Consider the following 16,878-nt stretch of genomic DNA (forward strand, 5'->3'; position numbering starts at 1 on the left):
GGACGGTCCTGTTTTTTTTGGAGAGAACTGTCTGTGAAAAATAAAGTTATTCATCGCGGATTCAATATTAAATTGAGGATTTGTCGAAAATTGTCTGTTTATTATTAATGTTTGTCCTATATAATTTTAGTATATTACCGATAGGACGGTGTCACGTGGATATTGTATTATACATTGGTTTGGGGATTTTAGATGCATTGGCAATGCTGCTGCTGATCATGAAATTATTTAAACTTCCGATTTGGACGTACCGCTACAAAATAGGTGGATTTGTTCTTTTTATTGCCGTTTTCTCTTACATAATAAGGATTGTTTTGGAAGTCCCGCAAATCGATTTGCCCTTGCAGTATATTTTGTTCGCGTTGTTTTTACGGTTGGCCGTGAAAATAAAATTGCATCTGGCAGCGTTCATGTGCGGAGCGGGAATCACAGCCTATGCCGTGCTGCAAATGGTACTCTATTTTATTTTTCAATACACGGGTATTATGTCGGTCACAGTTGTACAGCAATCTATGGGCTGGCTGGTCTATTTGCTGCAAGCGACCTCCATTCTGTCCGCTTATTTAATCTCATATGGCCTATATCGTTTTAATCTCGGGTTTTCCTTCATCCCCAGCCCTCCTCATGATTTCTATTCCAAGGAGGACTACCTCTCTGACCATAACTATGTTTTGGTGATCGGCAATGTGATTTCTGTTATTACGATTTGTTTGACGTTAGTGTTATTGTATCGTGCAAATCCACTTGGATTATTGGTGTTGGCCATTATGAATTATGCGATGCTCTATTACTTCTCTAAACGGAGGGAGGATCATGATTCTTGAAAGCCTGTCGAAATGCCTGGCAACCCAAATAAAGGAGGCTGACCCGGAAGGACCCGGTTCCATTGAGGTGCTGACCTATGGGATTGGATTGAAATTGAACCTGTTCAGCTGTCTGGTGTTGACAGCGCTGTTCGGAACCATACTGGATACGTTGGCAGGTTCTTTTTTCGCATTGTTTTCCTTTATGGCTCTTCGAAGGTTTTCGGGAGGAGTTCATCTGCCCATTACACTATGTTCGATCGTCACAGCAATGGCTGCATCGATTATTCCCTTGATCACCATGTCGCCATCGGCAATCCTGTGTGTGACAACGATCAGTTTTGTGCTGATGCTGATTTATGCCCCGCAATATTATGAAGCCGTTCGTCGTAGCCGGTGGGAACCATGGTACAAGTGGATTGCCGCCTGCATCGTAGGCGGCAATTTTGTTTTAGTATCCAATATTTTGGCATTGGCGTTTTGCTTGCAGGCTGTATTAATCGTGCCCCTATGGAAAGGACGAGAGGAGGTGAATTGGAATTGAAGCCATCAATAGCACGTATACTTGCCAAACTTATAACGTCGTCTGCACTAAAATCCGCCACGCAGCCCAAGAGCATTGTCGGCACGTTGCCGCTTCCTGATGAACTGAAGAACAACCAGAAATAAGCAATTATAACTATTCTTACTGGATGGAGTCGACACATGATGGTGCGGTTCATAACATAATGGATATCTGTATACAATAACGCCTCCAAGCAAACTACTTGGAGGCGTTAATCATTACATCATAATCAATATTACTTTTCCGTTCACAAAAGATACGATATCGAAATTGGAGTACCCCCAAGTTTCAATGGTTTTTCCACCACCAGTGGTAATGTCCTTGGCTGCCGGATTCCCCCATGAAAGCTGTACCTGCTCTTTGGTCATGCCGAGGGATACCTGGCCTGCTTTAATCTGTTTCCACACCGATGCGGACCATTTATATTTTTGATAGGGATCGTAATTTAATAATGAAGAACGATCTGCAAACAGCTGCATTACTTCGGATGACCGCATGGGATAGCTTTTCACTGTTTTTCCTGATGTTGATGTGAAGATAACGTTGAATTCACCTTTGTCGTCCGGCAAAATATCGCTTACCTTTAATTTGGAGAAGCGTTCCAAGCCTTCAAAATCGTTCACCCAATACGTTCGGCCGATAAATTTAACCAAGCTGCCCTGCATCGCTTTTTTGATCAATCCAGCCGTTTCGCTGGAGACAACGGTCAGGGTTGCATCTCCGAAGGAGATATCCGCTTGTTTCCACTTGGCATCCCAGCTGATTTTGGCTCCCAGCGCATCGGAGAACACAGCAGCCGGAATCAGTAACTCGCCTTTATCCGTAAGTGGGGCTGTCTTCAGACGTATAGGATTACCATTCAGGATGGCTTGGCTGCTGCCAGCTTTGAACGAAAGCACGTTCTCGCCAAACTTCGCTTCGATGCCTCCGTTTTTAGCCGAATACGTGCCGCCGAGTGCCTGAATGATGGTTTTCGCTGGAACCATGACATTCCCATTGACCTGTTTGGCATATTTCAAATTGCTGCGAAGACTGGACGATACCGTTACCGACTTAGACAGGCCGCCAGAGGTTACCGTAATCTGTGTCTTGCCAACGCCCGCAGGTTTTAGCGTGCCGTTCTTTTGCATGTTCATTAAATATGGCTTCTCGATGTCGATCCGGGCATCTTTAACAGGTACCTTGATCTTGGCCCCATTGGTGTAGGTTTCCTGGATACTCATTTCCAGTGTGTCCCCTACAAAAGGCTTGGCATCGGAAATCGAGATCGATAAGCTCTTAACGACAGGCACATCAACAGGCTTGTTCTGTCCACCCTTATGATGTATCCAGCTTCCATCCGCACGCTGTGCATAGAACCCCTCCGACAGATCCGTTGCATTCCCATCTATGGATGTCCTAACGATCCCGCTAAGTCCGGAGACCTGCTCTTTGAGCTTCCAGCGGTCTTTATACACACCCGTTGTCCAAACGGTTCCGTCCTTCAGTGTCACAATCAGAAGATCCGTTGGCTCATTCGAGACATACACGATATGAACTGCATTCTGGGCCACGGTAACCGGTATGATGCGCCCGTTATCATCGAAGTTGGACGTCTCGTACACTACGACATCACCGTTGTCATGCAGGAGGGCAACACGCCCGCTATGAACCGTCATGGATCTAACCGTGACCGGGCTTTCCACGATGCCCAGCTTTTTGAATTGACCTCTTTTGTAATTATCCTCCAACAGCAGCTCTCCGTTCGAGGACAATGCGGCAAATTCCTGATCCGCATTGGCGATCAGCATAATGCCACTGAGGTTCTTTGCTTTTTCATTGCCGAACCATACCGTCCCGTCTGACTTCAGCCAGTAGGAACCCGCGATCTGCTTCACACCGCTTGTTCCCGGAACGACCTGGGGACCCTTGCCGATGTCCCATTCCGCTAATCGGCCATCCTTCGTCATGCCGATGCCCCTATACTCATAACCACTGATGGCAGCGACTGTACCGGGTGTCCGGATAGCATGGCGCCCGTCAATCAAGGACCACATCGAGCCATCACTCATCAGATAAGTGTTCCTTCCCGCAATGTCTTTGATCTGGAGCTCGGACTCCTCCGCAAAAGCAATGCCTTGCGTTGTCCCAGCAAACCCAAGCCCTGCCAGCATGCTGAACAAGACGAGAATATACAACATTCTTTTCACTTACATGACCTCTCCTCTGTACAAACAGGAATATTTTTCAAACAGCTTAATTGATTTCGACAAAATAGCTGTTATTCCTGCATGAGCGAATGGCTTGATAGCATAAAAAGAGAATCAAAAAAACGCTCCCCGAATATGAGGAGCGCTTAACTTATTTATAAGCAGATGAGGTTACGCCACCTTATGTGCCACCCTAAATAAAAAAAAGAACAAAAGCCCCGTAATCCATGCTGCCATTACAGGGCTTTTGTTCGGGAGCCTCCGGAGAGACTCCCTCATGGGAGAGGAGAAACCGGACGAAGAGCTTATGGGGAAACGTAAGTCTTCTCCGCGGTTGTCTACGACATTCATTGATGTCGATATTTCAAGGATGCCCGGCTGCTGCCTAAATATACCTTACTTAGAAAAAAACTTGGGAGCCATGAGGTTTCATTTTTCATATATGGGATGATTGTGTTACGATAATCACTGTCCATGGCGTTGTCATGGCATTAAATTTTTGGATAATGAAACGGGTGAATGAAGCAGTGAGAGTAGTATCCGGAAGTGCTAAAGGCCGGCCGCTCAAAAGTGTGCCAGGTACAAGCACCCGTCCGACGACGGATAAAGTGAAAGAATCCATATTCAGTATGATCGGCCCTTACTTTGAGGGGGGAACCGCGCTTGACCTGTTTGCAGGTACGGGAGGCCTTGGTATTGAGGCGTTAAGCCGGGGAATTGATCGTGCTGTTTTTATTGATGTGGAGCCGAAAAGTATCAGTACTATCAAGGATAATTTGAAGGCTGCCCGGCTTGAGGAAAGAGCCGAGATATACCGCAACGATGCGGCAAGAGCACTTAAAGCACTCGAGAAGCGCAGCTTCAAATTCGATCTGGTCTTTTTGGACCCGCCATACAGATTCAAGAACGGTGATGAGCTGATGGTGGATATGGCCGAGCGAAGTTTGCTACAAGACCTGGCTGTGGTGGTATTGGAATACGAATCGAGTTACAATTATCCTGAGAAATTTGGTGGTTTTTGTTGTCTCCGGACCGTGAAGTATGGAGAGACCGCCATATCGATATACCGTTATGAAATTGCGCAAGATCAAGCGGGCAAGCTTGACGAGGAGGAATCACAGGATGACAAATGAGAATACTAGTACATATCGCGTTGCCGTATACCCGGGCAGCTTTGATCCGGTCACAATGGGTCACATGGACATCATTACACGTGCTTCGAAGCAGTTTGATCTGCTGATCGTAGGCGTGTTGAATAATTTAAGCAAAAATCCGCTGTTTACGGTGGAGGAGCGGACGGAACTGTTGAGACAGGCCACAAAACACCTGCCTAATGTCGAAATCGACAGCTTCCGCGACCTTCTGGCGAACTATATCCGCCAGAAGAATGCCCAAGTCATCGTACGTGGCATTCGCACGGTCACCGATTTTGAATATGAACTTCAGCTGGCTTCCACCAATCACAAGCTGAACCCGGATGCGGAGACCATCTTCATGATGACCCATCCGAAATATTCGTTCTTAAGCTCAAGTCTTGTTAAAGAGATTGCCCACTTTAATGGAGATACTACGGATCTGGTGAGCCGCGAGGTTGATGCAGCCCTACGCCGCAAATTCAGCGGCGATAACGCTCAATAAAGCGGGAGCACAACCCGAAAACAGCTATCAACAACAAACAAATCACGGCCTGGAACTGCAAAAATGAAGGAAAACCGCTCCAAAAATTAAAAAGCTGTTCTGTGGCTGCATGCTCTAAAGGCTCCGTTCGGAATGCCGGTACAATGCCTGCCGAAAGAGCACTGGCGGGTTTCCATAATGCGATTGTAATCAGAAAAGCGAACACGGAATGCAGGGCGCGCTTCATCATAAAGAAACGCCAGGAGAGACCGGTTTCCCGCATCAGGGACAGGCTTTGCAGCTGGGCGCTTATCCCGCTCCATGCCAGTGCGGCAGACAGAACGGCCAGCTGCAGGGTTCCTGTTGAGAATGCTGAGGTGCTGATAGACTGGGCTGCGAGATGGATTTCCAGTAATCCTGATGTGAAATATGACGGAAGCTGCGGCAGCAGATGGCTGCTCAATACTCTTATAATGACGGCGAAGAACAATATAAAGCCGCCTGTCATCATTAAGGTCTGGACCGAACGGGTAACGGAATCGCCCAGCAATTTGCCGAAGCCCCGGCCATCCCGTTGATGAGCATCCAGCGCTGCGGCGGAGGCGCGTTTCAGGATGGGGTGTTTGGCTAAGTCGTTCATGTGTGTATGGTTCAGGGGCAGTGCAGCGATCTGCCTGTTTGCTGTATGGGAATTTTTACTGAATAGACCAAATGTCCAAGCGGCAAGCAGTCCGGAAATCCAGTGAACGATCAGCAGCAGGTAGCCTGCTTCAGGTTTATGCAGCAGCCCGGTTCCGATGACAACGAGAATGGTCATCGGATTGCAGAAATGGGATATAGCGGCGAGCTTGCCGGCATCGCTGGCATGGAGCTCGCCCTGTTTGTACATACCGGAGGCAGCCTGTGCTCCTGCCGGGAACCCGGCTGTCATTCCTGTTATGAGAACCCAGCCGCCAGTACCGGGAAGTTTGAATATTTTCCTCATCAGAGGGTCTAGGAGAACGCCAACTCCATGGGCCCAGCCATAGGCAATGAGTATTTCCACCAAGACGAGAAAAGGAAGCAAGGCGGGGAATACGATGTTCCACCATAGCTTGAGTGCTTGCAGGGTGGCTTGGAAGGCAGGCTCGGGTGCGCTGACGACAGCCAGTACAAGCAGGAATGCAGCGGCCCCCAGGAGGATGGTGTTCCACAGCCCGTTTGATGACTTGACGGCGTTGCCTTTATTCATAAGGAATCTCCTTTCTGCGTAAACATGGCTAGTACAACTTTATGCAAGGGAGACAACCGTCAGACCAAACTTGGTGGAAGGCTGGACATATAAGGCGGAGGGAAGGGAAATACATGAAGAAGTCCGTAAAACCGAATGGCTTAAAAATCGCGCTGTATTTATTGTTGGTCGGGGTTATGCTGTACGTTGTCGTTTATATGCCAACCCCTTATCTCGTATACCAGCCGGGAAGCGCTGAGGAGGTTCGCCCGATGATTAGCGTAGAGAAGGGCGATCCGGCGGAAGAGGGAACATTTATGATGACAACCGTGTCGGCAAGTTATGCGAATATGGCGCTGTTAATGCTGTCTGCTTTTAATCCCAATGCAGAGGTTGTAAAGAAGGCGGAAAAGATGGGCGAGCAGAGCAAGGATGAATATGCAGCCACACAGGTGTATTACATGAATTCCTCCCAGTCTGCCGCAATGGAAGCTGCCTACCAGGAAGCCGAGGTGGATTACAGTATTGAGCCTGCCTATGTATTTGTCATGTCGATCTCTGAGAATTCAGCCAATGCCGAGCATTTCCGGCCAGGGGACAAACTGATTAAGGTGGATGGGCAGCCGGCGGAGGATAATGAGAAAATTGCCAGCCTGTTAAGTGGAAAAAGCATAGGTGATGTGGTGTCCGTAGAGCTTGACCGCAAAGGGAAAACCGTTAAGGAACAGGTGAAGCTGGTTAGCATCAAGGACGATAAGACAGGCGCGGAGCGTCCAGGTCTGGGCGTTATGATCGCCACGATGCAGAAGGTGGAGCCGGCTGATCCGGACCACACGATCCACTTCGCGGATACGAATATCGGGGGGCCGTCGGCCGGGCTTATTTTTACTCTGGAGATTTACAATCAGCTCACCGCTGGAGATTTAAGTAAAGGTTACCGGGTAGCTGGAACAGGCACCATTGATAAATCAGGTGCTGTAGGCCCCATCGGGGGAGTGAAGCACAAGATTGTTGCTGCGGACCGGAAGGAAGCCGATATCTTTTTTGTGCCACAAAAGAATTATGACGAAGCCAAGAAGCGGGCGGACCGAATCAACACGGATATGAAGCTTGTGCCGGTTGAGGATCTGCAGGATGCCGTGGATTACCTAGAGGAGCTGCCGCCTAAGGGGTGAGCGGCGGCAGCAGGTAGTCGCTGTAGAAGTGGCGGATATCCGGCACGGGGTGACCGTTCGCGTAAACGGCGGCAGCCATCAGGTCCCGTTCCAGTTGAGGATGCTGAAGTAGCGTGGGCTTTTGGATCACGGGAAGCGTAGCGCTCTTCTTCATCCGTTTCAGCAGCCCGCGTCCGGTCTCGTTGAATCCGAGTACCCGAATATACCCGGGACCTTTGGCGAGCTCTTCAGGGCTCATAGAGCCCTTGTCATGGTTCAGCATGATGTGCAGCAGCATGCGCTGAAGCTTGGTACGCGTATAACGTTTGGTCTTCAGCGCTCCAAGGAGTCCTTCAACCGTCGGGTTCTCCAACTGTGAGAGCATGCGCTGTACGCGATGCTCCAGACCCTCGGTGACTTCGAGGTAGTCTTCAAGCTGGGCGGGTGTGTGCGTGAGCAAGGTTTGAAACAAGGGCTGGCGAAATCGTTCCCAATGGATCGGAGCTTGTCCGGCCTGGATTTCCCGGTTCATGATCTCCAGAGTGAACTCCGGTATGTAAGGTCTGGCAGCATTCAATCCTTCCGAAAGGATGATATTCCGGATAGCGGTTGCGCTGGCAATGGAAGATGATCCTGGGAGCGGATCGTGATATTGTGCCTGTTCTCTTGGAATGGTATAAGGTGTAATACGGCTGTTTAGCCGGTTGAGTGCGATCAGATAGTGCAGCCCAAGTGAATTGTTCGGCTGTGTCAGCAGTTCCTGCAATGGGTTAACAGCGGGTCCGGATTGGCCGAACACGGCCGCAGCTGCAGCACCATAAGCGGATGGGAAGTTCATTCCTTCCTGGAGATGCTGTTCAATTTTCGACCGGAATTCGCCGGGTTCGTTCGCAAGTAAACGGGAGAGCGGCAGAATCTGCTCCAGCGAGCCGCTCTCCGAACCGAAGGATAAACAGTCGACGACCCCGGTAGCCTCCAGAATGGATACCGCACCGTACGCGAACCATTCCGCTGGCTGAACGGCATAGGTGACCGGGAGCTCGATGCATAGGTCAACTCCCATGGCGAGCGCCATTTCGGCACGGGCGCGCTTGCCTGCAATTGCGGGCTCGCCTCGCTGCAGGAAAGGGCCGCTCATGACTGCAACCACGGCGTCTGCGCCGGTTACTTCCTTGGATTTATGATAATGCAGGACATGACCATGATGTAAGGGGTTATATTCAACCACAATACCAACCGTTTTCATTTGCTTTTCAACTCCTTGATAAGAATATATCATAATTACATGACGTTCCTGTAACAATAAACGTGTCGCCCTAGCGGGTGATGTTCTTGGGGTAACATGAGAAATATCGGGAAACAATAATGGTTCTTCAAGGTTATCCTGTTGACAAAACTCTTGCGGAATCGGTATAATAATCTTTGTTTGTTTGGAGTGATGGATATGCTAATTCAATTTCGTAAATTGACAACCAGCGATCAACCGTTACAGTTCCATCAAACCGTGGATGTAAGCAACGCCGTTAAGGGCCGAAAAGATATTGTTGCTGTTCAGCCACTAGACGTGGATTTGAAAGCAACACCTTCGATTTCCGGTACGGTTGATGTTCGTGGAAGTCTGCAGGGCGAGCTGGAGATGCATTGCTCCCGCTGCCTGAAGCCGATAAACGAACATGTGCACATCCCTTTTCATGAAGTATTCCAGCCGGTGGAAGATCCTGAAACCCTTCAGGATGAGAATGATGATACTACATACGTACAAGGTGAGAGTGTGGATCTCACTCCCTATGTAGAAGAAACATTTTTGCTCCACCTGCCGCTAGCTCCGGTTTGTAGTGCCGACTGCAAGGGACTTTGCCCGAATTGTGGCAAGGACTTGAATGAAGACACATGCAGCTGCGATACGGAAGTGATCGATCCAAGGCTGGCCGGACTCAAGGACTTCTTTAAATGATGATGGATATGGCACCCGTGTTCAGCGGGTTGAACTGATAAGGAGGTGGGAACATGGCAGTACCTCAACGTAGAACGTCCAAAACACGTCGTGACAAGCGTCGTACTCATTTTAAGCTGGCTGTGCCAGGCATGGTGAAATGCGAGCAATGTGGAGAATTGAAACTTGCTCATCGCGTATGTAAAGTATGCGGAACGTATAAGGCAAGAGAGATCATCAAACAATAGTTTTTAAATAAGTAGTACTTCATCTTTGGTGAGGTGCTATTTTTTTTGTCCGAAGTCCCCCTTTCTTTTTAACGTGACTTGATTTATACTTTACATTAGTACCAGGTTCTAATATTTGCGACTAATTTACATATATGAATTGAAGTATGGCGGCTTTAATAGCGGCAGAAGGAGTTGTTTCGTCATCGATCGTTTATCCAAGAAAGACCGTCACCAGCGGCTGATTCAGCTGATCGACGAGAATCCCTTTGTTACAGACCGCGAGTTGACTCGCCAGCTTAAAGTTAGCATTCAGACGATTCGCCTTGACCGCATGGAACTGGGCATACCGGAGCTTCGTGAGCGGATGAAGCAAATGGCGGAGCATTCCTATGACCAGGTTCGTTCCCTGTCGCTTGAAGAAGTGATCGGGGACGTTGTCGACTTGCAATTGGACAAGAGCGGAATATCGATATTTGAAATTCGTGAGGACCACGTATTTAGCAAAACGCGGATTGCCCGTGGACATTACGTGTTCGCACAAGCCAATTCACTTGCAATTGCCGTTATCAATGACGAAATCGCATTGACCTCTTCAGCGGATATACGGTTCCTGAGACAAGTGCGCCTCGGGGAGAAATGCATTGCCAAAGCCTACGTTAGGTCCATTGCCGGCCAGAAGGGAAAGGCCAAGGTGGAAGTGTTTACTTATGTCGCTGATGAAATGGTGTTTCAGGGGAATTTCGTAATTTACCGATCTACAGGAGAATGACATAAGTAAGGGAGGAACTTTGGCCATGAGAATTGTGGTTGATGCGATGGGCGGTGACAACGCCCCCAAGAGCAATGTTGAGGGCGCGCTGATTGCCGCACAGGAATGGAAGGATACAGAGATCATCCTCGTTGGGGATGAGGCGCAGATGGGAGCTTTCCTTAAAGACAAGCCAGCTAATCTGAAGGTTGTTCATGCAAGCGAGGTCATTGAAGCGGAGGATGAGCCGGTGAAGGCCGTCCGCCGGAAGAAAGATGCTTCGATGGTTGTGGCGGGGCGAATGATTCGTGAAGGCGAAGCGGATGCCATGATCTCGGCAGGCAACACAGGAGCCCTGATGACAACCGGGCTCCTCGTTGTGGGGAGGATGAAAGGCATAGAACGCCCTGCGCTTGCGCCTATGATTCCTACGCTTGACGGCAAAGGGATGCTTGCCCTGGATCTGGGTGCAAATATGGACTCGAAGCCGGAGCATTTGCAGCAGTATGCCTTAATGGGCAGTCTGTATCGCGAGAAGGTGCATGGTATCGCCAAACCGCGGGTCGGGCTGTTAAATGTCGGCACCGAGCCGGGCAAAGGCAATGAATTGACCAAGCATGCATATCCATTACTGGAGGAGCTGCCGATTCATTTTGTTGGCAATGTGGAGTCGCGTGATGTGATGAATGGGGTTTGCGATGTGCTTGTGTGTGATGGATTTTCAGGCAACATCCTATTGAAATCGATTGAAGGAACAGCCGGTGCCCTCTTTTCACTGTTGAAAGAACAGTTCAGCAAGTCGCTTAAGACCAAGATGGCTGCTGCCTTGATGATGCCGGAATTACGCAGCCTGAAGTCCACGCTGGATTATAAGGAGCATGGCGGAGCGCCTCTCCTCGGTCTCAGCGGCTTGGTTGTTAAGAGCCATGGTTCATCGGATGCGAATGCCATCAAGAATGGGATTCGCCAGGCGCGGACGGCGCTTCAGAATCGGTTGGTAGAGAGTATTTCGAATGAAATCAGCGGGAAGTGAGTGAGGACATGAACAATTTGCGTCCGGTCGGTATTATTGGAACAGGCAAATATGTGCCCGAGAAGATACTGTCGAATCGTGATTTGGAGAAAATGGTAGATACTAGCGATGAATGGATTGTCTCGATGACGGGCATACGTGAGCGGCATATTGCCGCACCGAATGAAGCGACCTCGGATTTGGCTTATCATGCAGCGGTAAATGCGCTCAAATCCGCTGGAATGCAGGCTGAGGATCTGGAATTGATCATTGTGGCAACCATTACGCCGGATATGTTCTTTCCGTCCACAGCATGTCTGCTTCAGGATCGATTGGGAGCCAAGAAAGCGGCGGCATTTGACCTGTCGGCAGCTTGCTCGGGGTTTGTATATGGCCTTGCTACAGCCACGAATTTTGTGAAGACGGGCATGTACAACAATGCTCTTGTTATCGGTGTGGACTGCTTGTCCCGCATTACGGACTATACCGACCGGAACACATGCGTCCTGTTTGGTGACGGTGCCGGAGCTGCGATTGTCGGTGAAGTGCCGGAGGGCAGGGGATTCCAAGCGTTCGATCTGGGCGCGGAAGGCGCGGGCGGAGCCCACTTGTATATCGAGGCAGGCGGTTCCAGATTGCCGGCTTCTGCCGAAACGATCAATACGAATAAACATTATATTTATATGAATGGCCGCGAAGTGTTTAAATTTGCGGTACGGGTTATGGGTTCTGCGACGGAAGCCGTATTGTCCAAAGCAGGCATCGACAAAAAGGATATTGATTTATTTGTCCCTCATCAAGCGAACATCCGGATTATCAAGTCGGCTATGGAGCGTCTGGAGCTTCCGGAGGAGAAGGTTGTTATCAATGTTGATAAATACGCCAACACATCGGCTGCTTCCGTGCCGTTAGCTCTTGTCGAGGCGCAGGAGTCGGGCCGCTTGAAAGAAGGGGACAAGGTATTAATGGTTGGTTTTGGCGGAGGCTTAACCTGGGGATCCTCGGTACTCATCTGGTAACAGCATTTATTTAGATCCTTTTGATAGAGATAGAAGGGAGCCAACGATTTTGGGTAAAACAGCATTTATATTTCCTGGTCAGGGCGCTCAGTCCGTCGGAATGGGTAAGGATGCATATGACGCGCTTCCCTCCGTGCAGGATATGTTTCAAACAGCGGATGATAAACTTGGATTCTCGCTGAGCTCCGTTATTTTTAATGGTCCTGATGCAGAACTTAAACAAACAGTAAATACGCAGCCTGCTCTGTTGGCAACAAGCCTGGCCTATCTGGAAGCCATTCGCGGTAAGGGAATCGAGCCGGATTACGTTGCAGGCCATTCCCTGGGCGAGTACAGTGCGCTTGTATGCGCAGGCGTGCTGTCGTTTGAAGAAGCGGTATCCATCGTAAGAGCCCGCGGGGAATACATGGAAGCTGCGGTTCCAGGAGGCCAGGGAGCTATGGCTGCTGTGCTTGGTGCAGACCGGGACGCTTTGACCACGCTGTGCAGTGGCATTACAGCAGAGGGGCACGTCGTGGAGTTAGCCAACATGAACTGTCCGGGTCAGATTGTCATTTCGGGCTCAGCCCAGGGCGTTGCAGCTGCTGCAGAAAGAGTTAAGGAAGCGGGCGGCAAGCGTGCAATACCGCTGGAAGTCAGCGGGCCTTTCCACTCTTCCTTGATGAAGGAAGCGGCAAACCGGCTTGCAGATAAGCTGGAGCATGCCTCCTTCCATGCACCTTCCGTGCCGGTGGTTGCCAATGTAACGGCACGCCCGGTGGACGATGCCGCTGCAATCCGCGGTTTGCTGGTGGAACAGGTATATTCCCCTGTGCTGTGGCAAGACAGTGTGGAATGGATGATCAGTCAGGGTGTGGATACCTTTGTCGAGATTGGTCCTGGCAGCGTACTTAGCGGTTTAATTAAAAAGATTGACAAATCGGTTAAAGTCATTAACGTGAATAGCCTGGACAGCGTCAACAGCTTGGAGACCGTCGTATAAAATAACTGCTGATCCATGTCGGATTACTCTAGAAAGGAGGAACAGGTATGAGTGAAGCTCTAAAAGGACAGACTGCGCTTGTTACGGGTGCTTCCCGCGGCATTGGCCGGAGCATTGCTCTCGGACTTGCTGATCTGGGCGCTAACGTAGCGGTCAACTATGCAGGGAGCGAAGCTGCCGCAGCCGAGGTTGTGGAAGCAATTCGCGCAAAGGGCGTATCGGCAATCGCGATAAAATCCAATGTTGGACGAACCGAAGAAGCCGAAGCGATGGTAAAGCAGGTAATGGAGACTTTTGGTCGAATTGATATCCTGGTGAACAACGCAGGGATTACTAGAGATAATTTAATCATGCGTATGAAGGAAGAAGAGTTCGATCAGGTGATCGAAACGAATCTTAAAGGGGTATTCAATTGTCTTAAAGCGGTGACACGTCCTATGATGAAACAGCGTTATGGACGGATTATCAATATATCTTCTGTTGTCGGGGCCCTTGGCAATCCGGGGCAGGCCAACTATGTTGCGGCCAAAGCCGGTGTTATCGGCCTGACCAAATCCGCCGCACGGGAGCTGGCTTCCCGCGGAATTACGGTAAACGCCGTGGCTCCCGGTTTTATCGATACCGATATGACCCGGGAACTTTCCGAGGACATGCGGGAAGGTCTGCTCGGCGGTATTCCGCTCGCCCGTCTCGGTCAGCCAGAGGAGATTGCCGGGGTGGTTGCCTTTCTAGCATCTTCCAGCGCATCCTATATGACTGGACAGGTGCTGCATGTGGATGGCGGTATGTATATGTAGACGCCGCCGATGATCTGGCGCTGGCCGCTGGACATTAAATCGTTTTCAAATGCCTTCTATGGCAATTTGAAGTCATATCTCGTATAATTACCAAGAGGAGGTGAGCCGGATGTCCGATGTATTGGAACGCGTGAAACGCATCGTTATCGACCGCCTGGGTGTTGACGAAGCCGACGTAACATTAGAAGCATCTTTCAAAGACGACCTTGGAGCTGATTCTCTCGATGTAGTTGAATTGGTGATGGAGTTGGAAGATGAGTTTGATATGGAGATCTCTGATGAAGATGCGGAGAAAATTACGACCGTAGGTGAAGTTGTAAATTACATACAATCTCATACCTAAGTCATTACAGTTAAGTCCCGTTCTTTAGCAAGGCGGGACTTCTCCACATTCAATCCTAGCTTCAGTGGCAACAAGTGATAGATTATTACTGCCTTTGTTCAGCTTGAGCCGGAGGTTCGGACTTCATGGCTGGACGGGCAGTCCATATAGAGGTGAGTTTGTTTGAAACAAAGAGTCGTTGTAACAGGAATGGGAGTCATGACCTCGATCGGTCAAGATCTTGATACATTCTGGAATAGTTTAATGGAAGGCAGGTCTGGCGTATCCCGCATCGAAGCATTTGATGTCAGCGAATACACAACCCAGATCGCAGCTTCCATGAAAGAGTTTAACCCGGAAGATTATATGGATCGCAAGGAAGCGCGCAGAATGGACCGTTTCGTGCAGCTTGCTGTTGCAGCCGGTTCGAAGGCACTTGAGGACAGCGGTCTTGAAATTGGAGTGAATGCCGACGCTGAACGGGTTGGCGTATCGATTGGATCGGGTATCGGCGGTTTGGGAACCTGGGAGGATCAACATAACATCCTGCTGGAGAAGGGCCCGAAACGTGTAAGCCCATTCTTTATTCCGATGATGATCGCGAATATGGCTTCCGGCCAAATGTCGATCAATCTCGGAGCCAAGGGTCCGAACACAACGCAAGTTACGGCTTGCGCTACCGGAACGCATTCCATTGGTGATTCATACCGTCTGATCCAGCGCGGTGATGCAGATGTGATGATCTGCGGCGGAGCGGAGGCAACGATTCGTCCGACAGGGATGGCTGGTTTCTGCGCTATGCGTGCGATGTCAACCCGTAATGACGATCCGGAGAAGGCCAGCCGGCCATTCGATACCGGTCGTGACGGTTTTGTCATGGGTGAAGGTGCGGGCGTGCTCGTGATCGAATCTTTAGAGCATGCAACAAAACGCGGAGCTAAAATCTATGCCGAGGTGATCGGTTATGGTTTAAGTGCCGATGCTCATCATATTACCGAGCCGGATCCGGACGGAGCAGCACGCTGCATGAAGATGGCCATTCGCGATGCGGGCATTGAGCCGGAGGAAGTGGATTACATTAATGCTCACGGAACTTCAACACCGGTCGGCGACCGTTCGGAGACGAAGGCGGTTAAAATGGCACTGGGTGACCATGCCTACAAAGTTGCCGTAAGCTCAACCAAGTCGATGACAGGTCACTTGCTTGGAGCAGCTGGCGGCGTTGAGGCCGTTATCTGCGGGCTGAGCCTGAAGAACCAAATTATTGCACCAACAATTAATCTGGAGGATCAGGATCCGGAATGTGATCTGGATTACGTTCCTAATCACCCGCGTAAAGCCGATTTGGATATCGTCATGTCCAATTCGTTCGGATTTGGCGGGCATAATGCTACGATTATCCTGAAAAAATACGCCGAGTAAGGGGACAGTGTGTTGAGTGGAGATCTGAAGCAGTTACAGCATAAACTTCAAATCCAGTTTCGCAATGCAATGCTGCTGAAGCAGGCCTTTACCCACGCATCTTATGTTAACGAACATCGCTTCAGTCAGAGCCAGGACAATGAGCGCCTTGAATTTCTAGGAGATGCCGTTCTGGAACTGACGGTCAGCGAATTCCTATACAACCTTTTTCCGGACCGTCCGGAAGGCGAATTAACCAAGCTGCGGGCCGCGATCGTATGCGAGCCTTCGCTGGTACAATTCGCTGTAGGTCTGGACTTTGGTCGTTACGTTCTGTTAGGCAAAGGAGAGGAAATGACGGGCGGTCGAACCCGCCCTGCTCTTCTTGCCGATGTATTTGAATCATTTGTGGGGGCGCTTTATCTGGATCAGGGATTGGAAGCGGTTCGCCGGTTTTTGAGCGACCATGTTTTTCCCTCGGTGACCGTCAATGGTCGTCCGCAGATGAGCGACTATAAGACCGAGCTTCAGGAACTGACCCAGCATCACGGCATGGGCGCACTGGAATATCGTATCGTAGAAGAGCGAGGACCGGCACATGAGCGGGAGTTTGTCTCGGAGGTATACATGGGAAGCGAATGTCTTGGACGCGGAAGCGGCAGATCCAAGAAAGAAGCCGAGCAGCAAGCAGCGGCAGTAGCCTTAAAGCAGCTGAAACGCGCGGATGCCTAAAGCTTCGCTGATGTGATGACAAACAAAGAGCAAAGAGCAGTCAAGCGGAACCGGATAGGATGACTGTTTTTTGCTCTTTTCGTTGTCTGGCATTTGCCTTAGGGACAGCTGTTTATGACGTTAGTGGACCTCGTCCAAAGACGGCGGTGAAGCCGATTCTACTT

19 protein-coding genes are annotated in these 16,878 nt (G+C 49.9%); 16 read left to right on the plus strand and 3 right to left on the minus strand.

What is annotated here, in order from left to right; all coding sequences use genetic code 11:
- Positions 1-155 precede the first annotated feature (155 nt).
- Genes PGL02S_RS05855 through PGL02S_RS28705 form a run of 3 tightly spaced genes read left to right on the plus strand, consistent with a single transcriptional unit; the run spans position 156 to position 1,472 of the window.
- The gene (locus tag PGL02S_RS05855) at positions 156-824 is read left to right on the plus strand and encodes a hypothetical protein (RefSeq protein ID WP_036642419.1); all 669 of its coding nucleotides are present in this window, start codon (positions 156-158) and stop codon (positions 822-824) included.
- Positions 814-1,347 carry an accessory gene regulator B family protein gene (locus PGL02S_RS05860; RefSeq protein WP_036642008.1) on the plus strand — a complete coding sequence of 178 codons (534 nt, stop codon included), beginning with the start codon at positions 814-816 and terminating at the stop codon, positions 1,345-1,347. Before PGL02S_RS05855 ends, PGL02S_RS05860 begins: the two co-directional genes overlap by 11 nt.
- Positions 1,344-1,472, plus strand: a complete 129-nt coding sequence (locus PGL02S_RS28705; RefSeq protein WP_006211391.1) for a hypothetical protein — start codon at positions 1,344-1,346, stop codon at positions 1,470-1,472. The genes PGL02S_RS05860 and PGL02S_RS28705 overlap by 4 nt, the downstream gene beginning before the upstream one ends.
- Positions 1,473-1,586: 114 nt before the next feature.
- Here PGL02S_RS28705 and PGL02S_RS05865 read toward each other — a convergent pair whose 3' ends face one another.
- Positions 1,587-3,548 carry a stalk domain-containing protein gene (locus PGL02S_RS05865; protein WP_152826451.1) on the minus strand — a complete coding sequence of 654 codons (1,962 nt, stop codon included), beginning with the start codon at positions 3,546-3,548 and terminating at the stop codon, positions 1,587-1,589.
- A 536-nt stretch (positions 3,549-4,084) separates the two neighbouring features.
- On the opposite strand from PGL02S_RS05865, the gene rsmD reads away from it, so the two are divergent.
- Both rsmD and coaD read left to right on the plus strand, forming a co-directional pair.
- Positions 4,085-4,690, plus strand: coding sequence for a 16S rRNA (guanine(966)-N(2))-methyltransferase RsmD (gene rsmD, locus PGL02S_RS05870; RefSeq protein WP_036642421.1), 606 nt, complete (start codon positions 4,085-4,087; stop codon positions 4,688-4,690).
- Positions 4,680-5,195, plus strand: a complete 516-nt coding sequence (gene coaD, locus PGL02S_RS05875) for a pantetheine-phosphate adenylyltransferase (protein WP_006211388.1) — start codon at positions 4,680-4,682, stop codon at positions 5,193-5,195. Before rsmD ends, coaD begins: the two co-directional genes overlap by 11 nt.
- On the opposite strand, the gene PGL02S_RS05880 is transcribed toward coaD, so the two are convergent.
- On the minus strand, positions 5,173-6,405 hold the full coding sequence (locus tag PGL02S_RS05880; protein WP_036642010.1) for a nucleoside recognition domain-containing protein: 1,233 nt from the start codon (positions 6,403-6,405) through the stop codon (positions 5,173-5,175). The genes coaD and PGL02S_RS05880 overlap by 23 nt on opposite strands.
- A gap of 113 nt (positions 6,406-6,518) precedes the next feature.
- Here PGL02S_RS05880 and PGL02S_RS05885 point away from each other — a divergent pair, with 113 nt between their 5' ends.
- Positions 6,519-7,559 (plus strand): SepM family pheromone-processing serine protease, encoded by a 1,041-nt coding sequence (locus tag PGL02S_RS05885; RefSeq protein ID WP_036642012.1) that lies wholly within the window; start codon positions 6,519-6,521, stop codon positions 7,557-7,559.
- Here PGL02S_RS05885 and PGL02S_RS05890 read toward each other — a convergent pair.
- Positions 7,549-8,784 (minus strand): nucleotidyltransferase, encoded by a 1,236-nt coding sequence (locus PGL02S_RS05890; RefSeq protein ID WP_036642014.1) that lies wholly within the window; start codon positions 8,782-8,784, stop codon positions 7,549-7,551. The genes PGL02S_RS05885 and PGL02S_RS05890 overlap by 11 nt on opposite strands.
- Positions 8,785-8,982: 198 nt before the next feature.
- Between PGL02S_RS05890 and PGL02S_RS05895 the strand changes: the two genes are divergently transcribed.
- From PGL02S_RS05895 to rnc, 10 genes are all read left to right on the plus strand, one after another.
- Positions 8,983-9,492, plus strand: a complete 510-nt coding sequence (locus PGL02S_RS05895) for a YceD family protein (RefSeq protein ID WP_036642015.1) — start codon at positions 8,983-8,985, stop codon at positions 9,490-9,492.
- A gap of 53 nt (positions 9,493-9,545) precedes the next feature.
- Positions 9,546-9,719 carry a 50S ribosomal protein L32 gene (gene rpmF / locus PGL02S_RS05900; protein WP_006211382.1) on the plus strand — a complete coding sequence of 58 codons (174 nt, stop codon included), beginning with the start codon at positions 9,546-9,548 and terminating at the stop codon, positions 9,717-9,719.
- A 184-nt stretch (positions 9,720-9,903) separates the two neighbouring features.
- Positions 9,904-10,470, plus strand: coding sequence for a transcription factor FapR (fapR, locus tag PGL02S_RS05905; RefSeq protein WP_036642423.1), 567 nt, complete (start codon positions 9,904-9,906; stop codon positions 10,468-10,470).
- Between the two features lie 25 nt (positions 10,471-10,495).
- Entirely contained in the window at positions 10,496-11,482 is a 987-nt protein-coding gene (gene plsX, locus PGL02S_RS05910) for a phosphate acyltransferase PlsX (RefSeq protein ID WP_006211379.1), read from the plus strand.
- An 8-nt stretch (positions 11,483-11,490) separates the two neighbouring features.
- Positions 11,491-12,480: a beta-ketoacyl-ACP synthase III gene (locus tag PGL02S_RS05915; RefSeq protein ID WP_006211378.1), complete on the plus strand. Its 990-nt coding sequence runs from the start codon at positions 11,491-11,493 to the stop codon at positions 12,478-12,480.
- A 49-nt stretch (positions 12,481-12,529) separates the two neighbouring features.
- Positions 12,530-13,462: an ACP S-malonyltransferase gene (fabD, locus tag PGL02S_RS05920; protein ID WP_036642016.1), complete on the plus strand. Its 933-nt coding sequence runs from the start codon at positions 12,530-12,532 to the stop codon at positions 13,460-13,462.
- Between the two features lie 47 nt (positions 13,463-13,509).
- On the plus strand, positions 13,510-14,259 hold the full coding sequence (fabG, locus tag PGL02S_RS05925; protein ID WP_036642018.1) for a 3-oxoacyl-[acyl-carrier-protein] reductase: 750 nt from the start codon (positions 13,510-13,512) through the stop codon (positions 14,257-14,259).
- Between the two features lie 109 nt (positions 14,260-14,368).
- A complete protein-coding gene (gene acpP, locus PGL02S_RS05930) occupies positions 14,369-14,602 on the plus strand; it encodes an acyl carrier protein (RefSeq protein WP_006211375.1) in 234 nt (77 codons plus the stop codon).
- 162 nt (positions 14,603-14,764) lie between these two features.
- The gene (gene fabF / locus PGL02S_RS05935; RefSeq protein WP_036642019.1) at positions 14,765-16,003 is read left to right on the plus strand and encodes a beta-ketoacyl-ACP synthase II; all 1,239 of its coding nucleotides are present in this window, start codon (positions 14,765-14,767) and stop codon (positions 16,001-16,003) included.
- 12 nt (positions 16,004-16,015) lie between these two features.
- Complete coding sequence (gene rnc / locus PGL02S_RS05940; protein WP_006211373.1) at positions 16,016-16,714, plus strand: ribonuclease III; 699 nt, start codon at positions 16,016-16,018, stop codon at positions 16,712-16,714.
- The last annotated feature ends 164 nt before the right edge of the window (positions 16,715-16,878 follow it).

The organism is Paenibacillus glucanolyticus NBRC 15330 (assembly GCF_004000885.1).
Lineage (GTDB): Bacteria > Bacillota > Bacilli > Paenibacillales > Paenibacillaceae > Paenibacillus_AQ > Paenibacillus_AQ glucanolyticus.

Excerpts from the sequence above, each read along its gene's own strand:
- PGL02S_RS05915 (WP_006211378.1), top strand. The coding sequence starts at position 11,491 with ATGAACAATTTGCGTCCGGTCGGTATTATTGGAACAGGCAAATATGTG.
- PGL02S_RS05865 (WP_152826451.1), bottom strand. The coding sequence starts at position 3,548 with ATGTTGTATATTCTCGTCTTGTTCAGCATGCTGGCAGGGCTTGGGTTT.
- plsX (WP_006211379.1), top strand. The coding sequence starts at position 10,496 with ATGAGAATTGTGGTTGATGCGATGGGCGGTGACAACGCCCCCAAGAGC.
- coaD (WP_006211388.1), top strand. The coding sequence starts at position 4,680 with ATGACAAATGAGAATACTAGTACATATCGCGTTGCCGTATACCCGGGC.
- PGL02S_RS05885 (WP_036642012.1), top strand. The coding sequence starts at position 6,519 with ATGAAGAAGTCCGTAAAACCGAATGGCTTAAAAATCGCGCTGTATTTA.
- rpmF (WP_006211382.1), top strand. The coding sequence starts at position 9,546 with ATGGCAGTACCTCAACGTAGAACGTCCAAAACACGTCGTGACAAGCGT.
- fabG (WP_036642018.1), top strand. The coding sequence starts at position 13,510 with ATGAGTGAAGCTCTAAAAGGACAGACTGCGCTTGTTACGGGTGCTTCC.
- PGL02S_RS05860 (WP_036642008.1), top strand. The coding sequence starts at position 814 with ATGATTCTTGAAAGCCTGTCGAAATGCCTGGCAACCCAAATAAAGGAG.
- PGL02S_RS05890 (WP_036642014.1), bottom strand. The coding sequence starts at position 8,784 with ATGAAAACGGTTGGTATTGTGGTTGAATATAACCCCTTACATCATGGT.
- PGL02S_RS05895 (WP_036642015.1), top strand. The coding sequence starts at position 8,983 with ATGCTAATTCAATTTCGTAAATTGACAACCAGCGATCAACCGTTACAG.
- PGL02S_RS05880 (WP_036642010.1), bottom strand. The coding sequence starts at position 6,405 with ATGAATAAAGGCAACGCCGTCAAGTCATCAAACGGGCTGTGGAACACC.
- acpP (WP_006211375.1), top strand. The coding sequence starts at position 14,369 with ATGTCCGATGTATTGGAACGCGTGAAACGCATCGTTATCGACCGCCTG.